The 20,969-nt window shown below is 48.6% G+C and carries 19 protein-coding genes; 15 read left to right on the top strand and 4 right to left on the bottom strand.

What is annotated here, in order from left to right:
* Window positions 1-99: 99 nt before the first annotated feature.
* From ACJJI0_RS06355 to murI, 3 genes are all read right to left on the bottom strand, one after another.
* A complete protein-coding gene (locus ACJJI0_RS06355) occupies window positions 100-3,558 on the bottom strand; it encodes a UvrD-helicase domain-containing protein (RefSeq protein WP_444885170.1) in 3,459 nt (1,152 codons plus the stop codon).
* Window positions 3,555-6,254, bottom strand: a complete 2,700-nt coding sequence (locus ACJJI0_RS06350; RefSeq protein ID WP_444885169.1) for a PD-(D/E)XK nuclease family protein — start codon at window positions 6,252-6,254, stop codon at window positions 3,555-3,557. The genes ACJJI0_RS06355 and ACJJI0_RS06350 overlap by 4 nt, the downstream gene beginning before the upstream one ends.
* Before the next feature lie 98 nt (window positions 6,255-6,352).
* Window positions 6,353-7,393: a glutamate racemase gene (gene murI, locus ACJJI0_RS06345; RefSeq protein WP_444885168.1), complete on the bottom strand. Its 1,041-nt coding sequence runs from the start codon at window positions 7,391-7,393 to the stop codon at window positions 6,353-6,355.
* Between the two features lie 31 nt (window positions 7,394-7,424).
* Between murI and ACJJI0_RS06340 the strand changes: the two genes are divergently transcribed.
* The 14 genes from ACJJI0_RS06340 (at window position 7,425) to ACJJI0_RS06275 (ending at window position 17,440) form a co-directional block, all read left to right on the top strand.
* Entirely contained in the window at window positions 7,425-8,840 is a 1,416-nt protein-coding gene (locus tag ACJJI0_RS06340) for a DNA recombination protein RmuC (RefSeq protein WP_444885167.1), read from the top strand.
* A 6-nt stretch (window positions 8,841-8,846) separates the two neighbouring features.
* Window positions 8,847-9,776, top strand: coding sequence for an AEC family transporter (locus ACJJI0_RS06335; protein ID WP_444885166.1), 930 nt, complete (start codon window positions 8,847-8,849; stop codon window positions 9,774-9,776).
* The gene (locus ACJJI0_RS06330) at window positions 9,776-10,240 is read left to right on the top strand and encodes a DUF2489 domain-containing protein (protein WP_252085672.1); all 465 of its coding nucleotides are present in this window, start codon (window positions 9,776-9,778) and stop codon (window positions 10,238-10,240) included. Before ACJJI0_RS06335 ends, ACJJI0_RS06330 begins: the two co-directional genes overlap by 1 nt.
* 511 nt (window positions 10,241-10,751) lie before the next feature.
* Window positions 10,752-10,961 (top strand): hypothetical protein, encoded by a 210-nt coding sequence (locus ACJJI0_RS06325; RefSeq protein ID WP_444885165.1) that lies wholly within the window; start codon window positions 10,752-10,754, stop codon window positions 10,959-10,961.
* Between the two features lie 59 nt (window positions 10,962-11,020).
* Window positions 11,021-11,257 (top strand): hypothetical protein, encoded by a 237-nt coding sequence (locus ACJJI0_RS06320; protein ID WP_444885164.1) that lies wholly within the window; start codon window positions 11,021-11,023, stop codon window positions 11,255-11,257.
* Between the two features lie 146 nt (window positions 11,258-11,403).
* On the top strand, window positions 11,404-11,925 hold the full coding sequence (locus tag ACJJI0_RS06315; RefSeq protein WP_444885163.1) for a DUF3592 domain-containing protein: 522 nt from the start codon (window positions 11,404-11,406) through the stop codon (window positions 11,923-11,925).
* A gap of 339 nt (window positions 11,926-12,264) precedes the next feature.
* Window positions 12,265-12,699: a hypothetical protein gene (locus ACJJI0_RS06310; RefSeq protein ID WP_444885162.1), complete on the top strand. Its 435-nt coding sequence runs from the start codon at window positions 12,265-12,267 to the stop codon at window positions 12,697-12,699.
* Window positions 12,700-13,001: 302 nt separating this feature from the next.
* The gene (locus ACJJI0_RS06305; protein WP_444885161.1) at window positions 13,002-13,424 is read left to right on the top strand and encodes a hypothetical protein; all 423 of its coding nucleotides are present in this window, start codon (window positions 13,002-13,004) and stop codon (window positions 13,422-13,424) included.
* 91 nt (window positions 13,425-13,515) lie between these two features.
* Window positions 13,516-13,932 carry a hypothetical protein gene (locus tag ACJJI0_RS06300; RefSeq protein ID WP_444885160.1) on the top strand — a complete coding sequence of 139 codons (417 nt, stop codon included), beginning with the start codon at window positions 13,516-13,518 and terminating at the stop codon, window positions 13,930-13,932.
* A 304-nt stretch (window positions 13,933-14,236) separates the two neighbouring features.
* Window positions 14,237-14,890 (top strand): hypothetical protein, encoded by a 654-nt coding sequence (locus ACJJI0_RS06295; protein ID WP_444885159.1) that lies wholly within the window; start codon window positions 14,237-14,239, stop codon window positions 14,888-14,890.
* 409 nt (window positions 14,891-15,299) lie between these two features.
* Window positions 15,300-15,767 (top strand): Cys-tRNA(Pro) deacylase, encoded by a 468-nt coding sequence (gene ybaK / locus ACJJI0_RS06290; protein ID WP_444885158.1) that lies wholly within the window; start codon window positions 15,300-15,302, stop codon window positions 15,765-15,767.
* A gap of 168 nt (window positions 15,768-15,935) precedes the next feature.
* Window positions 15,936-16,397 (top strand): N-acetyltransferase, encoded by a 462-nt coding sequence (locus ACJJI0_RS06285; protein ID WP_444885157.1) that lies wholly within the window; start codon window positions 15,936-15,938, stop codon window positions 16,395-16,397.
* Between the two features lie 50 nt (window positions 16,398-16,447).
* Window positions 16,448-16,894, top strand: coding sequence for a GNAT family N-acetyltransferase (locus ACJJI0_RS06280; protein ID WP_444885156.1), 447 nt, complete (start codon window positions 16,448-16,450; stop codon window positions 16,892-16,894).
* Window positions 16,895-16,987: 93 nt separating this feature from the next.
* Window positions 16,988-17,440 carry a hypothetical protein gene (locus tag ACJJI0_RS06275; RefSeq protein ID WP_444885155.1) on the top strand — a complete coding sequence of 151 codons (453 nt, stop codon included), beginning with the start codon at window positions 16,988-16,990 and terminating at the stop codon, window positions 17,438-17,440.
* A gap of 167 nt (window positions 17,441-17,607) precedes the next feature.
* Here ACJJI0_RS06275 and ACJJI0_RS06270 read toward each other — a convergent pair whose 3' ends face one another.
* On the bottom strand, window positions 17,608-18,240 hold the full coding sequence (locus ACJJI0_RS06270; protein WP_444885154.1) for a YrbL family protein: 633 nt from the start codon (window positions 18,238-18,240) through the stop codon (window positions 17,608-17,610).
* A 1,011-nt stretch (window positions 18,241-19,251) separates the two neighbouring features.
* On the opposite strand from ACJJI0_RS06270, the gene ACJJI0_RS06265 reads away from it, so the two are divergent.
* Window positions 19,252-20,934, top strand: coding sequence for a DUF885 domain-containing protein (locus tag ACJJI0_RS06265; protein ID WP_444885153.1), 1,683 nt, complete (start codon window positions 19,252-19,254; stop codon window positions 20,932-20,934).
* The last annotated feature ends 35 nt before the right edge of the window (window positions 20,935-20,969 follow it).

Below are 20,969 nucleotides of genomic sequence, written 5' to 3'. Positions count from 1 at the left end.
ATTCGAGTCAAATCTAATAGGCGTAGTTTTGGGGATAGCTTATCTCTTGTCACTTTATTGAAGGTGCAGGTACCAGCCCTGCACCATGACTAGCGTACCCTAATCCAACTCAACTAACCTCTGCATCAACGGAAAATACAAAGCACACCGTATATTCCGCTCCCCCCGCGCATAAAAAAGCTTGCGGTAATTCTCCAACTGATTCCGGTACTGCTCCAGCTGAGCCGCAATAAACTCTTCCTGGCTTTCTTCACCACTGGGCTCTGCGGTTTTGTAGTCGACAATCCAGCGGGTGCCTTCGTTATCGATAAAAGTGCGGTCGACAATGGAACGTCTTAATTGTCGGCCACCGCTGTGGAGTTCCAGTTCGCAGGCGGATTCCCTTAGTGATCCATCTAAGAGCCAGCGGCCGGTGGGGCAGTTGAGGCTGTTGCGTACGGCGACCTCCACTTTCTCGGCGGCGCGGTCCAGGCTGGTGGCCGATAGCCCCAATTGTTTCAGGCGCAGTTGCCATAGGGGGCGTTGGGCTTCCAGTTTGCTGGGTGTCCAGTCGTTGATATTGGTCTCGGCAATGGTGGCGAGGGTTTCGTGGGCTACGGTGCCGGCGTGTTTGAGCCAGCGCAGGGCTACCTGGCCCAGCTCGGGAATATTATCCTCTTCCTCAGTTTTGGGTTGGTAGTCTGGCATGCGGTACTGGGACAACCATTCCTGCTGGGGCATGGTTTGGGGTTGCCATTGATTGGGCAGGCGCAGCAGGTAGTCGTGATCTCTGCTGGTTTCTTCCTGGTTTAGCTGGGGTTCTTCCGCTTCGAGCCAGTGACACCAATCGCTTTCCTGATGGTGCAAAACGCTGGGCCAGATGCCGGCGAGTAGGGCGGCGCTGCCCGGGGGTTTAAGGTGGCCCTTTTTTTCATCCCGGTTGATGCAGGCTAAAAGATGCAGTGAGCGGATGGCGCGGGTGCAACCTACATACAACAGGCGGGTGCCTTCCAGGCGCTCGCGCTCGCTGTTGTCGTGTTTCAGGTATTCAAATACCGGGTCGCGGCCGCCGCGTGCATTTTTGGGGGCGAGCAGGAAGCGGCTTTCGCCTTCGCGACTAAGCCATTCGCTCCAGCGCAGCAGTTGATCACTGCCGGGTTTACCGCCTTGGTCCAGGCCTGGGATCAGTACGTGTTCGAACTCCAGCCCTTTGGATTTGTGAATGGTCATCACCTGGACTTTGGCATCCTGGGCGGGGCGGGCGTAGAGCTGTTCCAGGGCCAGGGTAAACTGTTGCCAGTCGGTAATGGCTCCGCCGGTATCGAAGGCTTCTAATAATTGCAGAAAATCCTGCACATTATTCAGGTCGGATTTTTGCGCTACCGTGGCGGGGCCGCCCAGTTCCAGCCAGAGACCTTCAATCCAGGTGCGCAGGGGTTTGCGGCCGCGCTGTTGCCAGGCGTGCAGCAGTTTGGGGGCCACTTGGGCCAGGCGCGTGCGCCCTTCGTCGCTGAGCAGGGCGATATCTTCCACTTCCTGCAAGGCCATTAATAGTGGGCGTGCGCTGGTATCGGTTACGGTGATATCCCCATTGCCCCAGTTGGCCAGGGTGTAAAGGTCTGGCAGTTGGAGTCCACACCAGGGGGCGCGGAGTACGGCCAGCCAGCTGATTCGGTCGCTGGGGTCGAGTAGGGCGCGGGTGAGACTGAGTAAATCCAACACCACCATTTTACTGGCGAGCGGCGCCAGCTCTGGGGCCTGGAAGGCGATATTGGCAGTACTTAGGGCCGGCAAAATCTTTTGTAGATGTTTTTTCTTGCGCACCAGAATAGCGATGCGGCTCTCCGGATCTTGCGCTTGTAATTGCTGTACCAGTTCAACCGCTTGGGTGGCTTCGCGGTTGCGGTCTTCGTCATCAATGCAGCCATAAAAATTGACCGAGGGCTCAGCCCATTTGCTGCCTTTAAACGCTTCGGATTGCAGATAGCGCACGGCGCCGCGACCGATATTGTCCGCTTGCGGAAAAGCTCTCTGGAAAGTCTCGTTGACCCAGTTCACTACCGCACTTTCGGAGCGGAAATTTACTTGTAGGTCGAGGGCTTCCAGGGGGACTTCACCGATACCGCGTTTGCGTGCATCCAGGAAAATACCCACGTTGGCATTGCGGAAGCCGTAACAGGATTGCATGCCGTCGCCGACAATAAATAGGGTGCGGCCGTCTCCCTGCTGCCAGCCGGCAGTGAGTTTTTCCAGCAGTTGTAGCTGGGTGTGGGAGGTATCCTGGAATTCGTCCACCAGAATATGCTGGGTTTGCAGGTCCAGTTTTAGGGCCAGGTCTGTGGGGTTGTCGCTATCGCCCAGGGCGATCAGTGCGGCTTGGGCCACTTCGGTATAGTCGGTGGCACCCAGCTGTTGGAAGACCAACTTTAATTCGGCGACCAACTTGGGCAGTACCTGGGCGAGCCCTTGCAGCAGTTGCCATTGGCTCTGTTGTAGTCCGCTGGGGAGCTTACCCACTTCCCGTAGGGCGGAGAGCAGCGGTTCGTTGCCGGCCAGTTCTGCCAGCAGGTCTTTCATGCGCTGTTTGTATTCTTCGGCGATGGGGCGTTCGGGATCTTTTTTATCCGGCAGGCCAAAGCCGAGTTTTTTATTGATGCCGCCGCCTTTGCGCAGATCACCGGTGGTGGTGAGGAGCAGGCTGCCGAGGGCGAGCCAGGCGGGCAGGCCGCTGCTGTCTGTGCTGGGGAAATCGTCCAGTTCGGCGAAGAGGCACAGGCCGTGGCTGGGGTTTTCCTTTTGTAAATTGCCGCCGGCATAACTGGCCAGCTCCAGCAGTTCCCCGGCGACACTGCCGAGGGCTGTGGTGAGGCCTTGCAGCTTTTCTGCCACCAGTTCGTCGATAACAAAATGGAAATAGTCCTGGGCGCCATCGAAGTTAACGCTTAAAAGTGGGCCGAGCCATTGCTCGCGCTTGTCCAACAAAATACGCAGCAGTTTATTGAGTTGGCCCAGGTCGTTGTCCAGGTGGAGCAGTAGTTGCTGTAGGTCTGTGTCTGGGGTTTCGCCATCGAGGTGTTTGAGCAGGTTCACCACAGCTAGCTCAAAGGCGATTTGGGTGCGCTCCAGGGGTTCACCCGGTGCGCCCAGGCCGCTTTCGATGGGCAGTTGGCTGGCGAGGCTGCGGCAGAGGCCGTCGATGGTTTGAATACGCAGGCGCTGGGGTGTTTGCAGCAGTTCCCATTCCAGTTCGCGATCCCGCTCCAGCAGGGCGCGGGCTAAATCCCAGGTGATGGCGTCGTGGGGGTTATCTGGCCGGGCTTGGTCACGGGCGCTGTGCAGGGCGTCGATCAGGCGCTCGCGCATTTCACCGGCGGCTTTGCGGGTGAAGGTAATGGCCAGTACTTCTTCCGGTTGCTGGCAGGCGGCGAGCAACTTTAATACGCGCTGGGTGAGCAAGCCGGTTTTACCGGAGCCCGCCGGGGCAGAAACGGCAAAGCTACGGCTGATATCCAGGGCTTGGCTGCGGGCTTCGGCATCGATGGGGCGGCGCAGGGCGGGAGTGGTCACAACTTCGTTCATTCGCTTACTTGCTCCCTTTCCGGCCAGCGGTTTAGGGGCCAGAGTTCACTGTTGTTATCGGTGGGGCGATCAAAGGCGAAGGTGGCTACACCACTGCGATATTCCGTGGCGAGGGATTCCAGGCTGTAGCGCCAGTGCTCCACCAGATTGCTCCAGGTGCCGTAGGGGGATTCTTTTTCGGTATCGCCCACGGCTTTAATGCCGGTGATGGGGTGCTCCAAATCTCCGCAGCCATTCCATTTGCAGTCGCCGTTACGCACCTGGCCGAAGGCGATAGCGTGGGCGTCTGGCTGGAATAGGGCGTAGAGCGGCAGCTGGGGTTCGCGGATGCGCTGGGTAAGCCAGTCGCGAATACTGGGAATACCGGTTTTGTAATCGATTACCAGTTGCTCGCCGCTGGCGAGTTGATCCAGCCGGTCCAGGCGCAAGTTAAAGTGCAGTCCTCCGATTTCCACGGCTTGTTCCCATTCGACTTTTTCTACGGAGAAATTGGGCCTGTCCAGTTCGACGGACAGCCATTGTTGCAGCAGGCGCTCCAGGCGCTGCTTTTCCATGGCCCAAAATCCGATCGGCAGGTGATTGTATTTTTTGCGCACACTGCCGAGGGAGCGCTCCACTGCGCGTTCGATTTGCGCTTGGCGTTGCTCGTCGTCCATGGCTTGCAGTTGTGTGAGGGTGCCGCACTGTTGCCAGAATTCCGCCAGTACCTGGTGCACCACATTACCGCGCTCGGCGGGGCCGAGGCCGATATCCGGTTGGGTAAAACTGCTGGCGCCAAGGCGGAAGCGCAACTGCGCATTTAAAGGGGACAGGGCTTGGGCCTTGAGCACCGAAGCTCCACCGCGCACCCGTTCGCATTCGGCGGGGGTGAGAGGCGGTAGCTTTTTGTCTTCGATTTTTTCCAGCTGACAGGCTTGCGCCAGTTGGCTGTAGTGATTGTGCAGGGCGCCTTCGACAAAGTGCTGGGCTTGTTGCGGGCTTTCAAACAAGCTGCTCAGGCCTTGCTGCACGCCATCTTCTTCGCAGGTGTAACTCACGACGATATCGCCGCTGGCATTCTGCAGGTCGGCGGTGAGTTCGCGGGCCAGTTCCAATTCCCGCTCGGCGCTGGCACGGGGCATTTTCCAGTGTTTTTGCCATTGAATCGGCAGCAGCGGATTGGGTGCCGGTGTCGGCGGCCACTGTTGTTGGCCGAAGCCGACCAAGCGCAGGTGATCGAAGGCGAGGCCGCCAGCTTCCAGCACCCCGAGAATTTGTAGGGGGCCATCGCGGGTTTCCGCCTGGAAGGGGGTGCGGCTGGCAATCTGACGCAGCAATTGCAGGGCCTGGGTGAGGGTAAGGTTGCCACCGCAGGCGCTGAGTGCGGCGAACTCTTCCAGGTTGGATTCCCATTGCATCAGCTGCTGGTATTCCTGGCTGTCCGGGTTGCGGCTGCCGGGCCAATTTAATGCGCTAAGTGTTTCGGAAAAACGCGCTGCCCAAACTTCTGCAGGGGCTCGCTGCCAGCGCCGGGCGCGTTCGGCCATTTGTTCCAGCTGGCGGGGCAGTTGCGGTGATTCCAAGTGGAGGACTTCTGCTGTGCGCTCGGCCCAATAGCGCAGGGTTGCGCCGTCGATGCGGCGCAGCTCCAGTTTTTGTAAGCGGCGGAATAGAGCACTGCGCAGCCAGGTTTCACTGTTGTCACCCCAGAAAGGGCTGAACAGGATATTTTGCAATTGGGGGTAATCCCATTCGTCTTGCAGCAGTGATAGCAATTGCAGGGCGGCGCTGCCGACTGGTGTTTGTGCCAGTGGCGTACCGGCGGAGAAGTTAAACGGCAGTGTGTAGCGCGGTTGCTGCGGGTCCAGGTATTGGGGTTCGAGTACGCGGGAAAATACCGCTTCCACCTGGGCGCGGCACTGGCCCAGATTGTTTACCACTATACCGACGCTGTGGCCGGGGTTTTCGGCGAGTTTCTGCCCGGCCCAAAGGGCTGCCTGATAGAGTTCTTCATCCAAATCGGCGCAGGCGGCTACGGATAATTCACTCTGCTGGGTGAGTCCCGGCCTTTCATTAACGGCTGTTGCACCTGCGTGAATCAGGGCATTGGCGAGGGGCGAAATCTGGGCAAAGCCGGCGGTATCAATTTGTGCGACGGGTTCAAGAATGCCTTCCTGGAATGCGCGCAGGATCAATTGATCGCGCTGGTCTGGCGTGATGGCGCTGTGGGCCTGAAGCTCAGTGGCAAAGGCCTTGATCATGGCGCACAGCGGCAGTTCGTCGCTGCGCATAGAGAGTGCGAACTGTTCCAGTAGGGGAGTTAGCGCTTCATCTATTTGCGAGAGATCGGAGATCAGCTGCCATTGGAGCAGCTGCGCCAGGGCGCTATCGGCATCCCGGCACAACTGCTGGCTGTTGAGCAGTTGCCGATCCAGGGATTCGTCCAGGGCGCGCTGCCAGAGTAATTGCCGTTGCTCGCGATTCATTACCTGCTGCAAGGCGGGCTGCCAGTTGCGCTGTTGCAGCTGGAACCAGAGCTTGTCCAGCCAGCTGCGCAGGGACTCCACCGGCGGCGGCATCCAGCAGGCACCGGGCGACTGCTGCGCGGCAAACACTTGTTGGCAGCGGTTGCGCAAGCGGTTGTTGGGGGTGAGCAGCAGTCCTCCGGGAGGCAGCTGCGCAAATATTTCGAGAGCGGGAAATGCCGGCTTCAGCATGAATTCGGGTACCGGTTAGGGCTTGTTATTCGGGGAACGGTCGCGGTTTGTGACGGAGCTGTCAACCTTGACGAGCAGTTGTCACTATTTTGATGATCCTAGGGGTTGGATTCGAGGGGTTCGGCAACTGGGGCGAACTCGCGGAAGGCCCGTTCTATATTGCCGGTTAAGTCCACCGTGCTGGTGATCAGGCGGCCAGTATTTGGGGCATCCGGCAGCATCAGCTCAAGTTCTTCCAGCCACCAGCGTACGCGCCGGGCGATGGCTTCGCCGGAATCCAGCCATTGGATTGAGCGGGGGGCGAACTGGTCCAGTTCTTCCCGCAGCAGGGGAAAGTGGGTGCAGGCCAATACGGCAATATCCACTTGGTCACCGCCGGCGGTGTGGAATACGCGGTGCAAGACCGGCTCCAAATCCTCTGCGGTGATAGCTTCGCCGCGCAATTTGCTTTCCGCCAGATGCACCAACTCCGGTGCGGGCACATTAATTACCCGGTTGCCGTTGGCAAATTGCTCAATCAGCTCGCGGGTATAGCGGCGGTTTACGGTGCCTTCGGTGGCAATCAGGGCAATAGTGCGAGAACGGCTGGCGGCAGCGGCGGGTTTCACTGCGGGCACTACGCCCACTACGGGTTTCTGTAGGGATTCGCGCAGCTGGGGTAGGGCCAGGGTGCTGGCGGTGTTGCAGCCCACCACTAAAATATCGGCACCGCAGTGCTCCATCATGGCCTGGGCCTGCTGGACGATGCGGGGGCGCAGCTCCTCTTCGCTTTTGTTGCCGTAGGGGTAAAAGCCGTTATCCACGCCCAGGTGTAAGGTTAGGCCCGGCATCAGGCGGCGGATCTCTCGCGCAATGCTGATGGCGCCCACGCCGGAATCAAAGATCAGGGCGCTGGGGGCTGGGCTATCTGGGTGGGCGCTGTGTGTGTGCATGCGTTCTGGAGTACCAACATCGAAACCAATCCTCAAAGAATACCCTAAAACCCTTTGTAAGTTACTGCTGCGCCACGCATCCTCGGTAGGCTTCATTGGGGTTAAGAGTACTTTCCCTGGCCAAGCTGTTAGAATGGCCGCCTCACCCACGGCTAGTAGTGGGTATGTCGATTGCGGGCGCTTGGTCTGAGCAGAAGCCTGCTTCACACTTCTATTCCGGGTCTGGGAGTACCTCTATATGCCAGCGTTCCCGCTGCAATTAAACGCCGATCACGCGCTATTGGCGGTTGTCGCCTTGTTGATTTTGCTGGGACTCGCCTTCTGGATGGGCCGTTCTGCTGGGCGCAGAAGAATCCTGCAAGTGCAAGCAGCGCAGCAGGAGGCGGTAGCAGCTCAGAGAGAAACCTTAGCGGCGCAGCAAGTCATACAGGCACACTTGGATACCAGCCGTGAGCGGGAAACCCAGTTGGGTGAAGAGGTGGATACTTTGCGCGGTGAGCTGGCGGCTAAGTTACAACAGCTCACCCGCAGCCAGGTACTGGTAGAAAAAGGAGAGCAGGCCCTGGCGGAGCAGCGCAAGCTGATGGAGCAGATGCGCGTTGCTATGGGGGAACAGTTCGAGAATCTGGCCAACCGGATTTTTGAGGAGAAGCAGCAGAGCTTCGTGCGCCGCAGTGAAGACAGCCTGCGCAAAAGTCTCGATCCGCTGGAGCGCCAGCTGGGGGATTTCCGCAAACGAGTAGAGCATGTCTACGATCGCGAAAATGCCGAGCGCAACAGCCTGCTGGGGCAGATCAAAGCCCTGCGCGAGCAAACCCAGCGCATCAGTGATGAGGCCCTGAACCTGACTTCGGCCCTGAAGGGAGATCGCAAGATCCAGGGTAACTGGGGTGAAGTGGTGTTGGAGCGCTTGCTGGAGGAATCCGGCTTGCAGAAGGGGCGCGAATACGAAACGCAAGTAACGCTGACGAGTGATGGCCGAAGGCGCCAGCCGGATGTGATTGTGCGCCTGCCGGAAAACAAAGATTTGATTATCGATTCCAAGGTCTCTCTGGTGGACTACGAGCGCTATAGCTCGGCGGAAACCGATGAGGAGCGCACCCAAGCCCTGAAACAGCATGTGAATTCCCTGCGCGCCCATATCACCGGCCTTAACAAGAAAGCCTACGAGCAGCTGGAGGGTGTGCGCACCCTGGATTTCGTTTTTATTTTCGTGCCTATTGAGGCTGCGTATATGTTGGCGATGCAGGCGGACCCGGACTTGTTCCGTTTCGCTTATGAGAAGCAAATTGTCCTGGTGAGCCCCACTAGTCTGATGGCGACCCTGCGCACCGTCGAGAATATCTGGCGCTACGAGAAACAAAACAAGAACGCGGAAAAAATCGCCGACGAAGCCGGCAAGCTGCACGACCAGTTTGCTATGGTGCTGGAGTCACTGGATGCTTTGGGTGACCGCCTGCGCCAGGCCGATGACGCTTATCAACAGACTTACAAGCGACTGGCGACAGGCCGCGGTAATGCGGTGAAACGTATTGATAGTCTGCGTAAGCTGGGTGCCAAGACCCGCAAACAAATTTCTGCAGACTTGCGCGATAAAGCCGAAGAGTCAGCGCTCAAGGCACTTCCCCAGGCTGAACTGGCACTGGACGAATAAATAACGATGGAAAATCTGGCTTTTGCTCTGCTGGTTACCGGCCCGATCTTTTTAATGATCGTCGGTGGTTATCTGCTCACACGGCAGGGTATGCTGCATCAGCCATTTATTAATGATGCTACTGCATTGGTTTTCAATGTAATGCTGCCGACGCTGCTTTTTAACAGTATTTATAGTTCCACCGTGCAGCCATCCAAAGAAATCCCCTTGATCACCGCAGCAGTTTTGGGGACTTTCGCCATATTGCCGTTCTCCTGGTTACTGGCTAGACCAATAGCAGTGAAAGATAGAAGCGCGTTTATCCAGGGCGCCTTCCGCGGCAACGTAGCTATTGTCGGTCTCGCTTGGGTGGAAAAAGCCTTTGGCACTGTTGGGGTTTCTCACTCGGCCGTGCTGGTGGCAGCACTCACCATCCAATTCAATGTATTCGCGGTGATCCTGTTCGTTTTTTACGATAAGGACAAAAAGTTTGGCCTGGGTATGTTACTGGCTGAGCTGGGTAAGAATCCGCTCATCATCGCTGTAATTCTGGCCATTCTTTTTAGAGTAGCGAATATTCAGTTGCCAGAAGTGGTGCTCGATACGATTCAAATTCTGGCCTCTGCCAGTCTGCCTATGGGGCTAATTTGTATAGGCGCCAGCATGAAGTTTGGCCAGCTGTTGCGCAGTTCCCCAACGGCCTTAATGTCTTCATTTCTGAAACTAGTGGCTGTGCCGGCGCTCACAGTAGCTATTGGTTGGGGTATGGGGCTGAGCCCACAGTATCTCGGCTACCTGCTGCTGATTACCGGCTCACCCTGTGCGATATCGGCATTTGTTATGGCCCACTCCATGGGTGGTAACAGCCAGCTGGCGGCCAATATTGTTGGTCTCAGCACTTTGCTTTCTGTTGTATCTGCCAGCATTGGGCTGGCTTTGCTTAAGGTGTATATCTAATGACGGAATTTCCCATCTGGTTGCTGGTTATTGCGGCTTTAATTATCTTCACCCTCGCCGTTATTGCCGGCTACTATCTGCGCAAGCTCTCCGCAGCGCAAAAAAAACAGGCCGAACAACTAGCTGAATTGGAGCAGGCCGCACAAGAGCAGCGCCAAAGAGTGAACGATAGCATTCAGATTATTGCGCGTTCACTACTGGATGATGGAGTAGGGCTTACTGAAGCTTCCATTCGCATCCGCGTACTTCTGGATGCGCTTCAGGTGGAAGATAGTGTGCGAGAAGAGTTTGTTGCTTTCTACACCATTGCAGAAAAAACCAGCCATATTCCAATTCTAAAAGAATGGAAAGCACTCCCTCGCAAAGAGCAATTCCAGTATGAGTTGGAGATGGCGCAGGTGGAAGCGGACTATAAAGATTTCGCCCTAGATGCAGCTAAGCGTATTTTGGGTCGTACTTTTTGAACTCAAAAACTGACAAGTGATTCATTATTTAAAAGTACTCAGCGAGCAGAAATCTGCTCGTTGAGATTAGGCGAAGCCTTCCTCTTCAAGCTATTCTGAATTTCCTCTCGGGCTAATTTTTTATTAAATCTCATATTTGTGAAAATATATCCCAATTAACTCACCTGCTATTAAGTGTAAACGCCAGCTTAGATATGTTTCCTTGTTTTTATAAGTTGACATATAGCCTGCTTTTTAGCCTAATCCGCTCAAGGTATCTAAAGCCAAAACCAGCTTCGTCTGTTTGCCGCACTTGGGAGTGGGCTAACTCATTGATTTTTAATGAAATTAGCAGTTTTATCTAAAGTAAAGAAAGCGAATATGTAAAGAGCCGGTGTTATCTGTCTGCCAGGTGACTTTATCGTCGATAGCTTTCATTTACTGAAGGGGTTTCCTTTTTAGTTTCTATGTATCTTCCGGTCCAGGAATGCAAAGGAGAGTGATTTTTTAAATTTACCAATAGAGCATTGATATGAGCAGGTTGTGTGTATTTATATTGGTTTTATTTGGGGGTAGCCCAGTCTTACTTTCCGCAAAAGAGAGTTGTGAAGAAAAGCTGGAGATTGCGTCAAAAGTTTGCGTGCAAGTGGCAGAAAATGCTTATAGTGAAATGCTTGAAATAACGCTAACCCCTGGTTTTGATGCGCTAAATAATTTGGAGGTTTATCATGCGGGGGCGTAGAATCCCTTTTAAATAGCTATGATTTGCGTATTGATTTCGCCGTGATAGGTGCTAGTAAAATGCTGAAGATGAAAATTTCTGAGGATGATAAATATCATTTGCACACTTTTCTATCACGAGCAAAAGATTATCGAGAAAAATACCCTAGCACTGCAGTTGATACAAAGTACTCACTAGAGGCAAAGGAGGTTCTTGGTAAATATATTCCTCCAGAAAAGGATTTGGATAAAGAAAGGCAGAAAAAAATTATTCTTGATAGACTCCGCGAGTTGATCGGTAGGGATCGTGTTGAGTAACGTTAACTATTGCCGACAGTTAAGTAGAGGCTCCGATATTTTTGCTGGAAACCTTATATATGTTTTGTGGTAGGTCCACTCCTATTTGCACGCATGAAGTATCCAGGGCTGGCTGCTGTTGCCAACGACTCTAGGGGTATAAATTGATGGTTTTTAAATTTGTACAGCTACTTATTCCGGTGCTCATGATTTTGTTTGGGTTTTTCCAGACATTCATTTATCTGAAGCTACGTAAAACATTCAGTAATTGGCCTGTGGTAGTTGGAGAAATAACGCACTCCAGATTATTGAATCAATTGGATCTCAATGGAAAGAATGTAACTGAAGCAATAATTGCATTCAATTATAAATTTAAAGGGAAGGTGTACAGATCTGAAATGCCAGTCTTGCGGGGTTATGATCTGTTTCCAAGTTTAGAGTATGAAACCTACCTTACCAAGAAATACCGACCAGGGGATGTTGTTGAGGTTAGGGTGAATCCAAAGGTAAATGAGTTTGCATGCTTAGAGGTGGCGCCATTCAGCCGGCTAAGTGCCATTTTGGTGCCGTTAATGCCAATTCTGGGTATTGCTTTAATTGTTTTATTGAAAAATAATTATTTTTCAGAGTTATATGAGTATTTGTTATTGCAGTATGATCTGGCTATGTATAAAGCACAAAATATCTAAAAAGACATTGCATCATGACTTCCTTGGCGGAAATCTTTTTTGGATGCTGCGTTTAGACCTCAACGGCTGTTGAATTTTAGCGGTGCCTGGGATTGGTGTTATGCGTAAATTGATATGAGTGCTCTATTTTATCTGAGATAGGAGGTTTTCTTGAAATTTTTAAATCAGTGGAGTGTGCATCCCATTGAATGGGAATCTGAAGATATTGTAAAGAGTGTTCTAGGAAGCTTATTGTGCAATATTTGTTGTCCAGCGGGTGTCTTCAGCAATAGAGTTTAAGTTGCTCAAAACATTCTGGCCGCCCTTTATTAGTGTATTATGATTGCTGCAGAATTAACAATGAAAGAAGTTGAAAATTACACCATTCAAGAATTACAAGAAGCCATCGATGGAATGGATCAGGAAAAGTATCCGGAAAAATATATTGAGATTCAATCTGAACTATCCAGGAAAAAGGTGAAGGTTCAAGAGCTGAATGATCGGATAGTGAAATTGTCTGGGGTAACGCCTTTGCAAAGAGCGATGGATGAAGGTCAAAACACATTTACTTTCAAACGTTGCTTTTTAGCATGCTGTTGCAGTATTGGGCTGTTATGGTTGCTTCTTGGCATTCTAGGATTTTTTGGTTTTGGAGCAATCATCGCAAATGGTGAGCAAGTACACGGTATTAGTGCATTGGTTTCCGCAGTGCTTGGTGGTGGTATTAGCTGCCTAATCTTTGGTTTTATGGTTTGGCTGGGTGAGAAGGTCCTTCGAATTTTCGAAGGCGCATGATGTAATTCGCAAGTGAAATGATTTATCATTAAGTTCGAATAATAAAGACCAAAGTGGAAATGAAAAATACATTTTACCTGGCTGCCATTTTTGTGATGGAAGGCGCTGGTAAACTATATTGGGTTCAGTTTCCCTTATATAAGCGGCTATCTTGATTAATCTTCACTGAGTTAGAAGTTCTGGGTAAGTTATCCAAAATCGGAATATCAATATTTGTTGTTGATATTATCTGGTGCGCAGACCTACTGGGGCCGGGCAGTCAAGTTCTGGTTAACGTTTATAATTTATTTGGGTGAAAAGTAGTGAAGATAGAAGCAAGACAAATGTTTCAGTCAAATGGGTTGATTGATGATCTTGTCCTATATGCGAATTCAGAGGATTACTTACGGCTCGCTGATATTGTTGGAATAGCTATTGGTTCAAATAAGCCAATGCTCATGATGTCTGAGTCAGAAATATCAATCGAGATTATTTGTGATGAAACAAAAGAGGAGCTTTTTACGGCTCTTCAGAACAAGGCTAACGACTACTTCTCAATGGATGATTGGAATAGCCGGAACATTTTAAGAGTATACGGAAGTGGTGATATCCTTGCTAACTTTCAGCAGTTTCTGGTCAAACTATCTGGGCGAGGTCCCGGGTACAGTTATATCAGTGAATACTCAGAAGACTATAGTTACTCGCGCTATTCACCTGAGTGGAGGCTTCATGTTGAATCCTGCTGATAAGTTAATAAATATCGTCACCCGATAGCATACACTCTAGGTTGTTAGTTTCCAGCTATGGGCGTCTGAGGTTTTAAGTACAAATTAGATTATGAATGATATTTTGCTTGGGGTGATTACATTTGGTATCTTTGCTCTCTGTTTGCTCGCGATCTTATTGTTGATTCCAGTGTGGGTAAAGAATTTAACGGAGTCGGATAGAGATCCCAATCATATCTACAATATTTTTTGGGAGGAAGCTGGCTATAGAGGAGATAAGATAACATCGGTATTAGGGGGTCTTCTTCTGTTCATTGCTTTTTCATATCCTGATGCCGATATTGAGGTGCTGATTTTATGTGCCGTCTTTTCTGTGGTTTGCGGGCTATATCACTCTTCTGTTTATAGAGGTTATGCGATAATTACCGGAAAAATGAAAGTGGCTGGTGTGGCAGCTTTATGTATGCTTACTGCCGTTAGCTTTTTGGTAAGGTATCAAGCGTTATCAAGCTTTTATATTATCTTCTGAGTCGCTTCAATTGGTGCTACTTGGGGTAGTTATGCTGTCTACAGACGCGCTTACCTAATTTGATTAGAAAGGCTGGTATGGAGAGTAAAAAACCAGACTAAGCCGCCTCTTGTAAGCTGAGCCCCATATGAATTCTACTAATAGGCGAAGTGGTGCAACCTATATCTGGCTAAGAGGCCGCAGGAGTACAATATAGACAGCTAAAGCGACTGTCATTACATCTCTATTAGGCTGAGTGGTTACCATTTCTGATGCAGAGGTCTATAAATGGTGATGTTTCACGTTTCATAAAGGTCTGCCCTATATGAGCATAAAACCGTCAAAGATTTTACTGATAAATATATTGATTACTGGCGCATTTTATGTGGCTGGTTTTGTCGCATTAGGCAGCTCGTATCCAACTATCGATTCTAGTGGTGAGCAAATAGTCCATTGGTTTTTAAATAATGGATCGAATGCTCGATTTTATGCTTGGACAGCCGCTTTCTTTTCTCTTGGCCTCGCTATCTTTGGTGGGCAGGTTTCAGCTCTGTTACCAAAGCCGAGTAGGTATATCTTTCTGGCAGGTGTACTAGGGTTTGCTATCACAGCCCAGGTACAGGCTTGGCTATGGGCAGGATTGGCACTGCATCCTGAAGGATTAGAGCCTGTAGTTGCTCGCACACTCTTTGACATATCTTCTTATTGGGGACCTTTGGTGAATGGGTCAACAACTGCGATGGCGGTAGCTTTCCTTGTTGTAGGGTTTGATAAATATGTTGAGATCCCGCGTTGGCTTACATGGCTCAGTATCATTTTCTTTGTAGAGCAGGCAATTGAGACGATTACTGTGTTCGGTCACAAAGGCTTTATAGCCCCGGGGGGAACTATGAATGTCTATTTAGGGGGCCTTATAGGGTTTCTATGGATTGCAGGGGTTGTACGTTGGGCGATACCACGCATCAATCAGTCCTCTTAATATAAAATTAGTAATCGCAGTTTTATTTCGCTTATGTGCTGCACTAGGAATACCTGATGCGAATTTTCAGCATTGGGCTGTATGAAATTTTAGGTAATGTAAGGGCTGAATCTAAAAGATTAGGAAAGAAACTTAGCGGGGGGTTCCTTTGGTATCTATGAAAACCTTCTCAGCCGTAAAAATTCTACTCTAAACTCATCGGTCAGGGTTCTATAGATTTCTTCATATTTACATTATCAGATTTCGATTGCTGCATTCGTTTGAGAGCTGCAATCTGTTATGGTGGCTAATTGATAAGGTATGGCAAGGCATAAACACTAATAGGTTGTAGCAGACCTTTGGTTTTCAATGAGATAGTAATGCTACTTGCCAGTCGCCCAGTTACGGATATTAGAGGCTCAAGTGTAAAATGACACCAGCAATTTCTATGGCCAAGAAGGCTAAAATCTCTCATAAAGTACATGAATACACGCATGATTCATCGAGTGAATCATACGGATTGGAGGCTGCTGAAAAATTAGGGGTGCCCGAGTCTAGGGTCTTCAAAACACTAGTTGTTAGCCTGGAAAACAAAGAGCTGGCCGTTGGGATAATTCCTGTTTCATCAATGCTCAGTATGAAGCTCTTAGCAAAATCTGCTGGCGCTAAGAAAGCCACAATGGCTCCAAAATCAGATGTAGAAAGATCAACTGGTTATGTGTTAGGAGGTGTTAGCCCATTGGGTCAAAAAAGGCGACTTAAAACCATCATTGATTCTTCGGCTAGAAATAACGCTACGATTTATATTAGTGCGGGCCGCAGGGGGCTTGAAATAGAGCTGGCTCCTGATGACTTGGCAAGTCTTGTCAGCGGAGTTTTTTCTGAAATATGTCAGTAATTCGATATCTAATTGTATTGAGTGATTAAACTAGTAGGGGAGTGATTATGATCAAAATACAAACTTTCAAGGGCTAAACTTAGCAATTCCATACGTTTCAAACTACAGAAGGGGTGTGCTGGTAATGGGGGTTGATACACCATTGCGAACAATAAAGCTGAAAATACTATGAAAGCTATCGAATATCTAAAATTTAGCGAGGTTAATCCGCACAAATTTCTGCCTATATTAAATGGCCATAAGACAAGAAAGCATTTGATTGAGCATAAGATGTTTACGCTTAAAACAGTAACAGAATGGATGCATTCAAAAATAGAGGTAGATAAAGAGGCAGGTTGTAGAGTTAGAGCCATTATTGTTGATGATGAATTAGCTGGTTGGTGTGGGATTCAACAAGAATGTGGAAAGTATGAGATCGCGATTGTCATTGATGGCCAGTTTTGGGGGGTAGGTAGAATAGTGTTTCAAGATCTAATGAGGTGGGCGCGGGAGCTTAATCATGATGAGGTATTAGTCAACTTCCATCACACTCGTCCTATTTATAAGTTCTTGGAGAAAATCGCTGAGGATATTCATGAGTCTGAAATATATGGCAGTAAATTTACAACGTATAAAATTAAGTTGAAATAACATTGTTCAAAAAACAATGTTGATAGACACTAGAAAATTTAGTATTCAGGATGATTCGAACGTTCATTGCTACAGACTTTCCAAGAATCTTGGAGATCTATACTCTCTCTAAGTTAGATGAGCTTAGATTTGAAGCTGTGGAATTTGAGTTTCTACCGTTGAAAAAAGATGCGAAGAGGCTGTCAGCGCTAAGGGAGTCAGATATTTACGTCTACGAAGATGAAACAATTCTTGGCTATGGCGCAATGTTCCAGCAAGAAATTCGAGCTCTGTTTGTATGTCCGAGTGCCAGAGGGGAAGGGGTAGGGAAGTCGATACTTGAGTTTCTGCTAACAAAGATCAGTGGCCAAGCTAAGTTGTTCGTTGCAAAATCTAATTGGCCTGCAATCAAGTGTTATCAAAAGGTTGGATTTGAAACAACTAAAGAGTTCACTGCTGAATACAATGGTACGCCGGTGCAGGCTATCGAAATGGTTTGTTCAAATAAGAAATGTTAGCATCTCGATGCTTAATACTCTGACCCTACAGGGCTCCCAGAGGTTGCCCTAGCTTTACCAGGCGCTGGGCTAGCTCTTTCTAAGGAATTAAATATGGCTGGTAGACTTAATTATTTGGAATTGGCGGGAATGCTTACTCTGATCGTTACAGGGTTGCATGTTGGTTGTATTCTGTTTGGTGCGGAATGGTATCGATTTTTAGGTGCCGGAGAGGCAATGGCTCAAATGGCTGAAGCTGGAGATTCTTATCCTACAATAGTTACAGGGATTATTGTGAGTGTTTTGCTAGTTTGGTCTGCGTATGCTTTTTCCGGGGCTGGCCATATACTCAGACTCCCATTTTTACGCACGGGGCTGACACTTATATCTCTAGTGTTGCTTGTGAGGGCGCTCGGTTTTTACTTTTTAATGCCGGCTTTTCCAGATAACTCATTAACCTTTTGGCTTGTTAGTTCAGCATTGTGTTTTACTTTAGGTGTAACCTACTTGCTAGGCTTGCATCAGTCATGGGAGCGTTTATCCAGCGAGGCCTTACCAAGCTGTTAAGAATTGTCACTAAAAAATACAACAGTAAGAACCTAAAGCATCGCTTAATTTGCATGATCCTTTTGTTCAAAATAGAAGTAGTTTCTAAAAGCTTTACATTAATATCTGATGTAGCCAACATAACTTTGCCATCTCAAAGTAGAGGGCATATGAAGTTGGGTGTATCTCTAAAAGAGCAACTCATACCCTGATTTTTTAAGTTCTTTGTTAACGAGTCTACGTAATTTGGCTGTGCACCTGCGGTTAGCCCTCTGGTTATATAAGCGGGATATCGTTCGTAGAGAAGGGAGTCTGCGGCTACCAATGCCGTCGATAACCACAAAATGGCTATTGATCTCATCCCATACAATATTAACTGTACGTAAGTCACGAACGACAATAAAGGTCTGCTCTAACCATTTTAGTAGGTCAATAAGGCCGTCGATATGCTTCTGGTTGAACTCCTGACTAGTGATCAATTTATGAAGAGTATCAGCTAACTCTCCAGTATGTTTTTTAACGGCTCTTACAGTAATCCCCAGCCCTAAGTTAGTATCCACAAATCCTTTAAATTCTTGTACAAAGTGCGTATCTTTCACCTTACCTTCGCGCAAATAGATGTGCTCGGAAACCTCCTTTATGTATGGCCAATAGTAAGTAAGTCGGCGCAACCGAGTGGAAATGGAAAACTTGTAATCCATTGTTCTTCTAAACTGATCACTGATTACTTTAATAAGGAGATCATCTGATTCCGGGTGAGGAAATACTAGCTTCTCATTTCCCTTTGCGATGGCTTGGTCTAACCTTAACTGCATATCCATAGTGCTTGCTCAAGAAAACTAGTCTTTTTTATTTTGTATTCCACTTTGAGGCTTGGTAGCTGATCAAAGGGAATGACTACTTAATTATAGTTAATATTTTCTTTTTCTCTTGCGAAATGTTAGTTGAGAGAAAATGGGTTTAGCTGCTGTGCTGATACTGGCTGTAAACTCTAGTGGACTTTATTTGTATAGGTACGGTGGTTTAGCAATTGGTAGTTAGGGAGTAAGTAGATGTATGTTTCTGAAGACTAAGAGAGTCTCTGAATAATTTCGTGATGCCTCTGACTTTAAATAAAGACGTGGCTTTGCTGGAGTGTCTAGACTTTTCAAACAGTCGCAATGCTGAGTATGAATGGCTCTGCAAGCACCGTAAGGGCTGGCCATGGAGGCCACTGATGCTGCGTGCACGAAAAATAATCGAAAAATCTGAGTTGAGAAAGTAATAGAGTGTGCTAAGCAACACGTTTGAAGGAATATGTTTTTATAAATTGAATAGAGGTTATATGTGTGCTGATGGTGCTATTTGTGGAAAGTTGTCGTTAATGGCTATGTGGGCTTACTTATTGCCGGTGAAGAATAGCAGTATTTTCTTTAGGTTTAATGAAATCAGATAATGCTCGATTTTTGTAAAGATTAACTTATTCTCTTAATTATCCACTACGATGATTTTCTATCTTAAATTTGCAAACATGTGAAACAGTCTAACCGAAGCCTAATGACTATTTCTCACCATTGTTGACTCTATCAGCTAAAAGAGTCATACACTTTATCTTTGGGGTTTATCTATCAATACCCTCGCTTCGCCGATACTTCGCATTTGGGGTGTTGAAACTCATTTTATTTCAGTGCTTACTATAAAACAGAAAATTGAAGTTTTCTTTTTAGAAGCCTTTTTAGTTAATTTTATGTTGCGGTCTTATAAGAATGATTAATGTAAAGAGAGCGGGTTTAAGTGCATTGGTAGTTTCATCGGTTCTTATGGGGTGCTCTGTTGCCGATAATAAGATTGGTGTGACTGATAAGAAAGCCGTTGACGATTCGGTGTTACTCCATAGCTTAGCGGATCAGTATGCCGAAGTATATTTAGAAAATTTCCAACCATATGCTTACTTCTCAGATATGGAGCTGGACAGGCACAACCTTTTCTTAAGTAACTCCCCCGCGAACTCTGCCTCTCTAGCGGCCTCTGAGGACAAAATTCTCAGTAAATTGGCTGAAATAGATCTGAATGGGCTAAAAAGTGATCAAGAGAAAGTGTTCTACTTCAAGCTGAAAGAGCGATTGGAGTCGAATGTTGGTTTAAGGGTCTGTAAGACTGAACTCTGGTCTGTTGATCATATGTTCGGTCCCCATATTATACTTGGCTTTTTGACGGAGGTTCAGCCAGTTGAAACTGCCCAAGACAGGGCAGACGCGATTGAGCGTTGGCTTGATGCGGCTCGTTACTATGAACAAGAAATAGCCAATCTTCGCCATGGGTTGGAGCAAGGCTACTCCGCACCTCAGAGTGTGGTTAAGCGAGTCATTCAGCAAGTTGATGGTTTGACCCAAGTACCCATTGATGAGCATCCTTTCCTGGCTTTAGCGAAGAAAGCTAAGGACCCGGAATTTGAGGCAGCATTTAAACAGGTACTTTCAGATCACGTTATCCCCTCAATGGTGAATTATAAGAATTTTCTAGAATCCACCTATTTACCTGAAGCCAGAGCCGAGCTTGGTATCCATGCGATTCCTAATGGCCGTGAATGCTATATGGCTCAGTATCGCTCTTATACGACATTGCAGAGAACACCAGAAGAAGTTTTTGAGTTGGGTTTAAGTGCTGTCAACGCAAACAAGAGCGAAGTGGTTCGCTTAGGCAAGGATTTCTATCAAGTAGATTCCTATTCTGAGGCAGTGGCAAGGGCCAGTGAGGATAAAACTCAGAAATTTAACAGCGCTGATGAAATGCATCAGTTTTTTGAGCGCTTGGTAGATAAGTCTAGAGATTTAACCGTAGACTTTTTCCATGAAATGCCTTTGATCGAAATGGAAGTGAAGGCCATCCCTGAACATGAGCAGGGTTCTGGTCGCAGTGCACACTATATTCCTGGCACTAAGGAGCGAAAGGCGAGATTTGGATATGATCCGACAACTTACAAGGATGAGTCATACGCTTCTGCAGAGAAGGTAACTATCCATGAAGGATACCCGGGCCATCATATGCAAATTGCTCTCGTACAAGAGCAAGAAAAGTTCCACAAAATAGAAGATGCTTTGTCTAACTCTGCTTTTGCCGAAGGTTGGGGCAGGTACTCTGAACATTTAGCGGAAGAAGCGGGGATGTATCAGTACGGATCAACCAAGATCTTAAGGCGAGCATGGCCTGCGCGAGGTATGGTAGCGGATACCGCAATGCATGTACTCGGTTGGAGTGATGAAAAAGTTGCGGAGTTTTTGCAGGATTCTGGCGCTTCATTTGCGAAAGGCCCGAGGACTCTAATGGACCGAATGGCAGTAATGCCCGCCCAGCTTACCTCTTATGATTCTGGTGCCCTCGAGATTTTCGCCTTGCGAGAACTGATGCAGAATGAACTGGGTGAAGACTTCGATATTAAGGACTTCCATGAGATTATTCTGAGAAATGGCAATGTCCCTATGGCCGTACTGAGTGAGCAGGTAAGGGACTTTATCGAAAAAAAGAAGAAAGGTTAATTTAGGATCTTTACTAACTCAGTCCCACACCCATG

Source organism: Microbulbifer mixtoriginis (SeqCode) (assembly GCF_052466695.1).
Note: the sequence above shows the minus strand (reverse complement) of the source record. Positions and strands in the feature narration are given on the sequence as shown.

Bases quoted from the DNA above. Each gene is read 5' to 3' on its own strand.
- ACJJI0_RS06355 (WP_444885170.1), bottom strand. From the start codon at position 3,558: ATGAACGAAGTTGTGACCACTCCCGCCCTGCGCCGCCCCATCGATGCC.
- ACJJI0_RS06350 (WP_444885169.1), bottom strand. From the start codon at position 6,254: ATGCTGAAGCCGGCATTTCCCGCTCTCGAAATATTTGCGCAGCTGCCT.
- ACJJI0_RS06340 (WP_444885167.1), top strand. From the start codon at position 7,425: ATGCCAGCGTTCCCGCTGCAATTAAACGCCGATCACGCGCTATTGGCG.
- ACJJI0_RS06335 (WP_444885166.1), top strand. From the start codon at position 8,847: ATGGAAAATCTGGCTTTTGCTCTGCTGGTTACCGGCCCGATCTTTTTA.
- ACJJI0_RS06330 (WP_252085672.1), top strand. From the start codon at position 9,776: ATGACGGAATTTCCCATCTGGTTGCTGGTTATTGCGGCTTTAATTATC.
- ACJJI0_RS06325 (WP_444885165.1), top strand. From the start codon at position 10,752: ATGAGCAGGTTGTGTGTATTTATATTGGTTTTATTTGGGGGTAGCCCA.
- ACJJI0_RS06320 (WP_444885164.1), top strand. From the start codon at position 11,021: ATGCTGAAGATGAAAATTTCTGAGGATGATAAATATCATTTGCACACT.
- ACJJI0_RS06315 (WP_444885163.1), top strand. From the start codon at position 11,404: ATGGTTTTTAAATTTGTACAGCTACTTATTCCGGTGCTCATGATTTTG.
- ACJJI0_RS06310 (WP_444885162.1), top strand. From the start codon at position 12,265: ATGAAAGAAGTTGAAAATTACACCATTCAAGAATTACAAGAAGCCATC.
- ACJJI0_RS06300 (WP_444885160.1), top strand. From the start codon at position 13,516: ATGAATGATATTTTGCTTGGGGTGATTACATTTGGTATCTTTGCTCTC.
- ACJJI0_RS06295 (WP_444885159.1), top strand. From the start codon at position 14,237: ATGAGCATAAAACCGTCAAAGATTTTACTGATAAATATATTGATTACT.
- ybaK (WP_444885158.1), top strand. From the start codon at position 15,300: ATGACACCAGCAATTTCTATGGCCAAGAAGGCTAAAATCTCTCATAAA.
- ACJJI0_RS06285 (WP_444885157.1), top strand. From the start codon at position 15,936: ATGAAAGCTATCGAATATCTAAAATTTAGCGAGGTTAATCCGCACAAA.
- ACJJI0_RS06280 (WP_444885156.1), top strand. From the start codon at position 16,448: ATGATTCGAACGTTCATTGCTACAGACTTTCCAAGAATCTTGGAGATC.
- ACJJI0_RS06275 (WP_444885155.1), top strand. From the start codon at position 16,988: ATGGCTGGTAGACTTAATTATTTGGAATTGGCGGGAATGCTTACTCTG.
- ACJJI0_RS06270 (WP_444885154.1), bottom strand. From the start codon at position 18,240: ATGGATATGCAGTTAAGGTTAGACCAAGCCATCGCAAAGGGAAATGAG.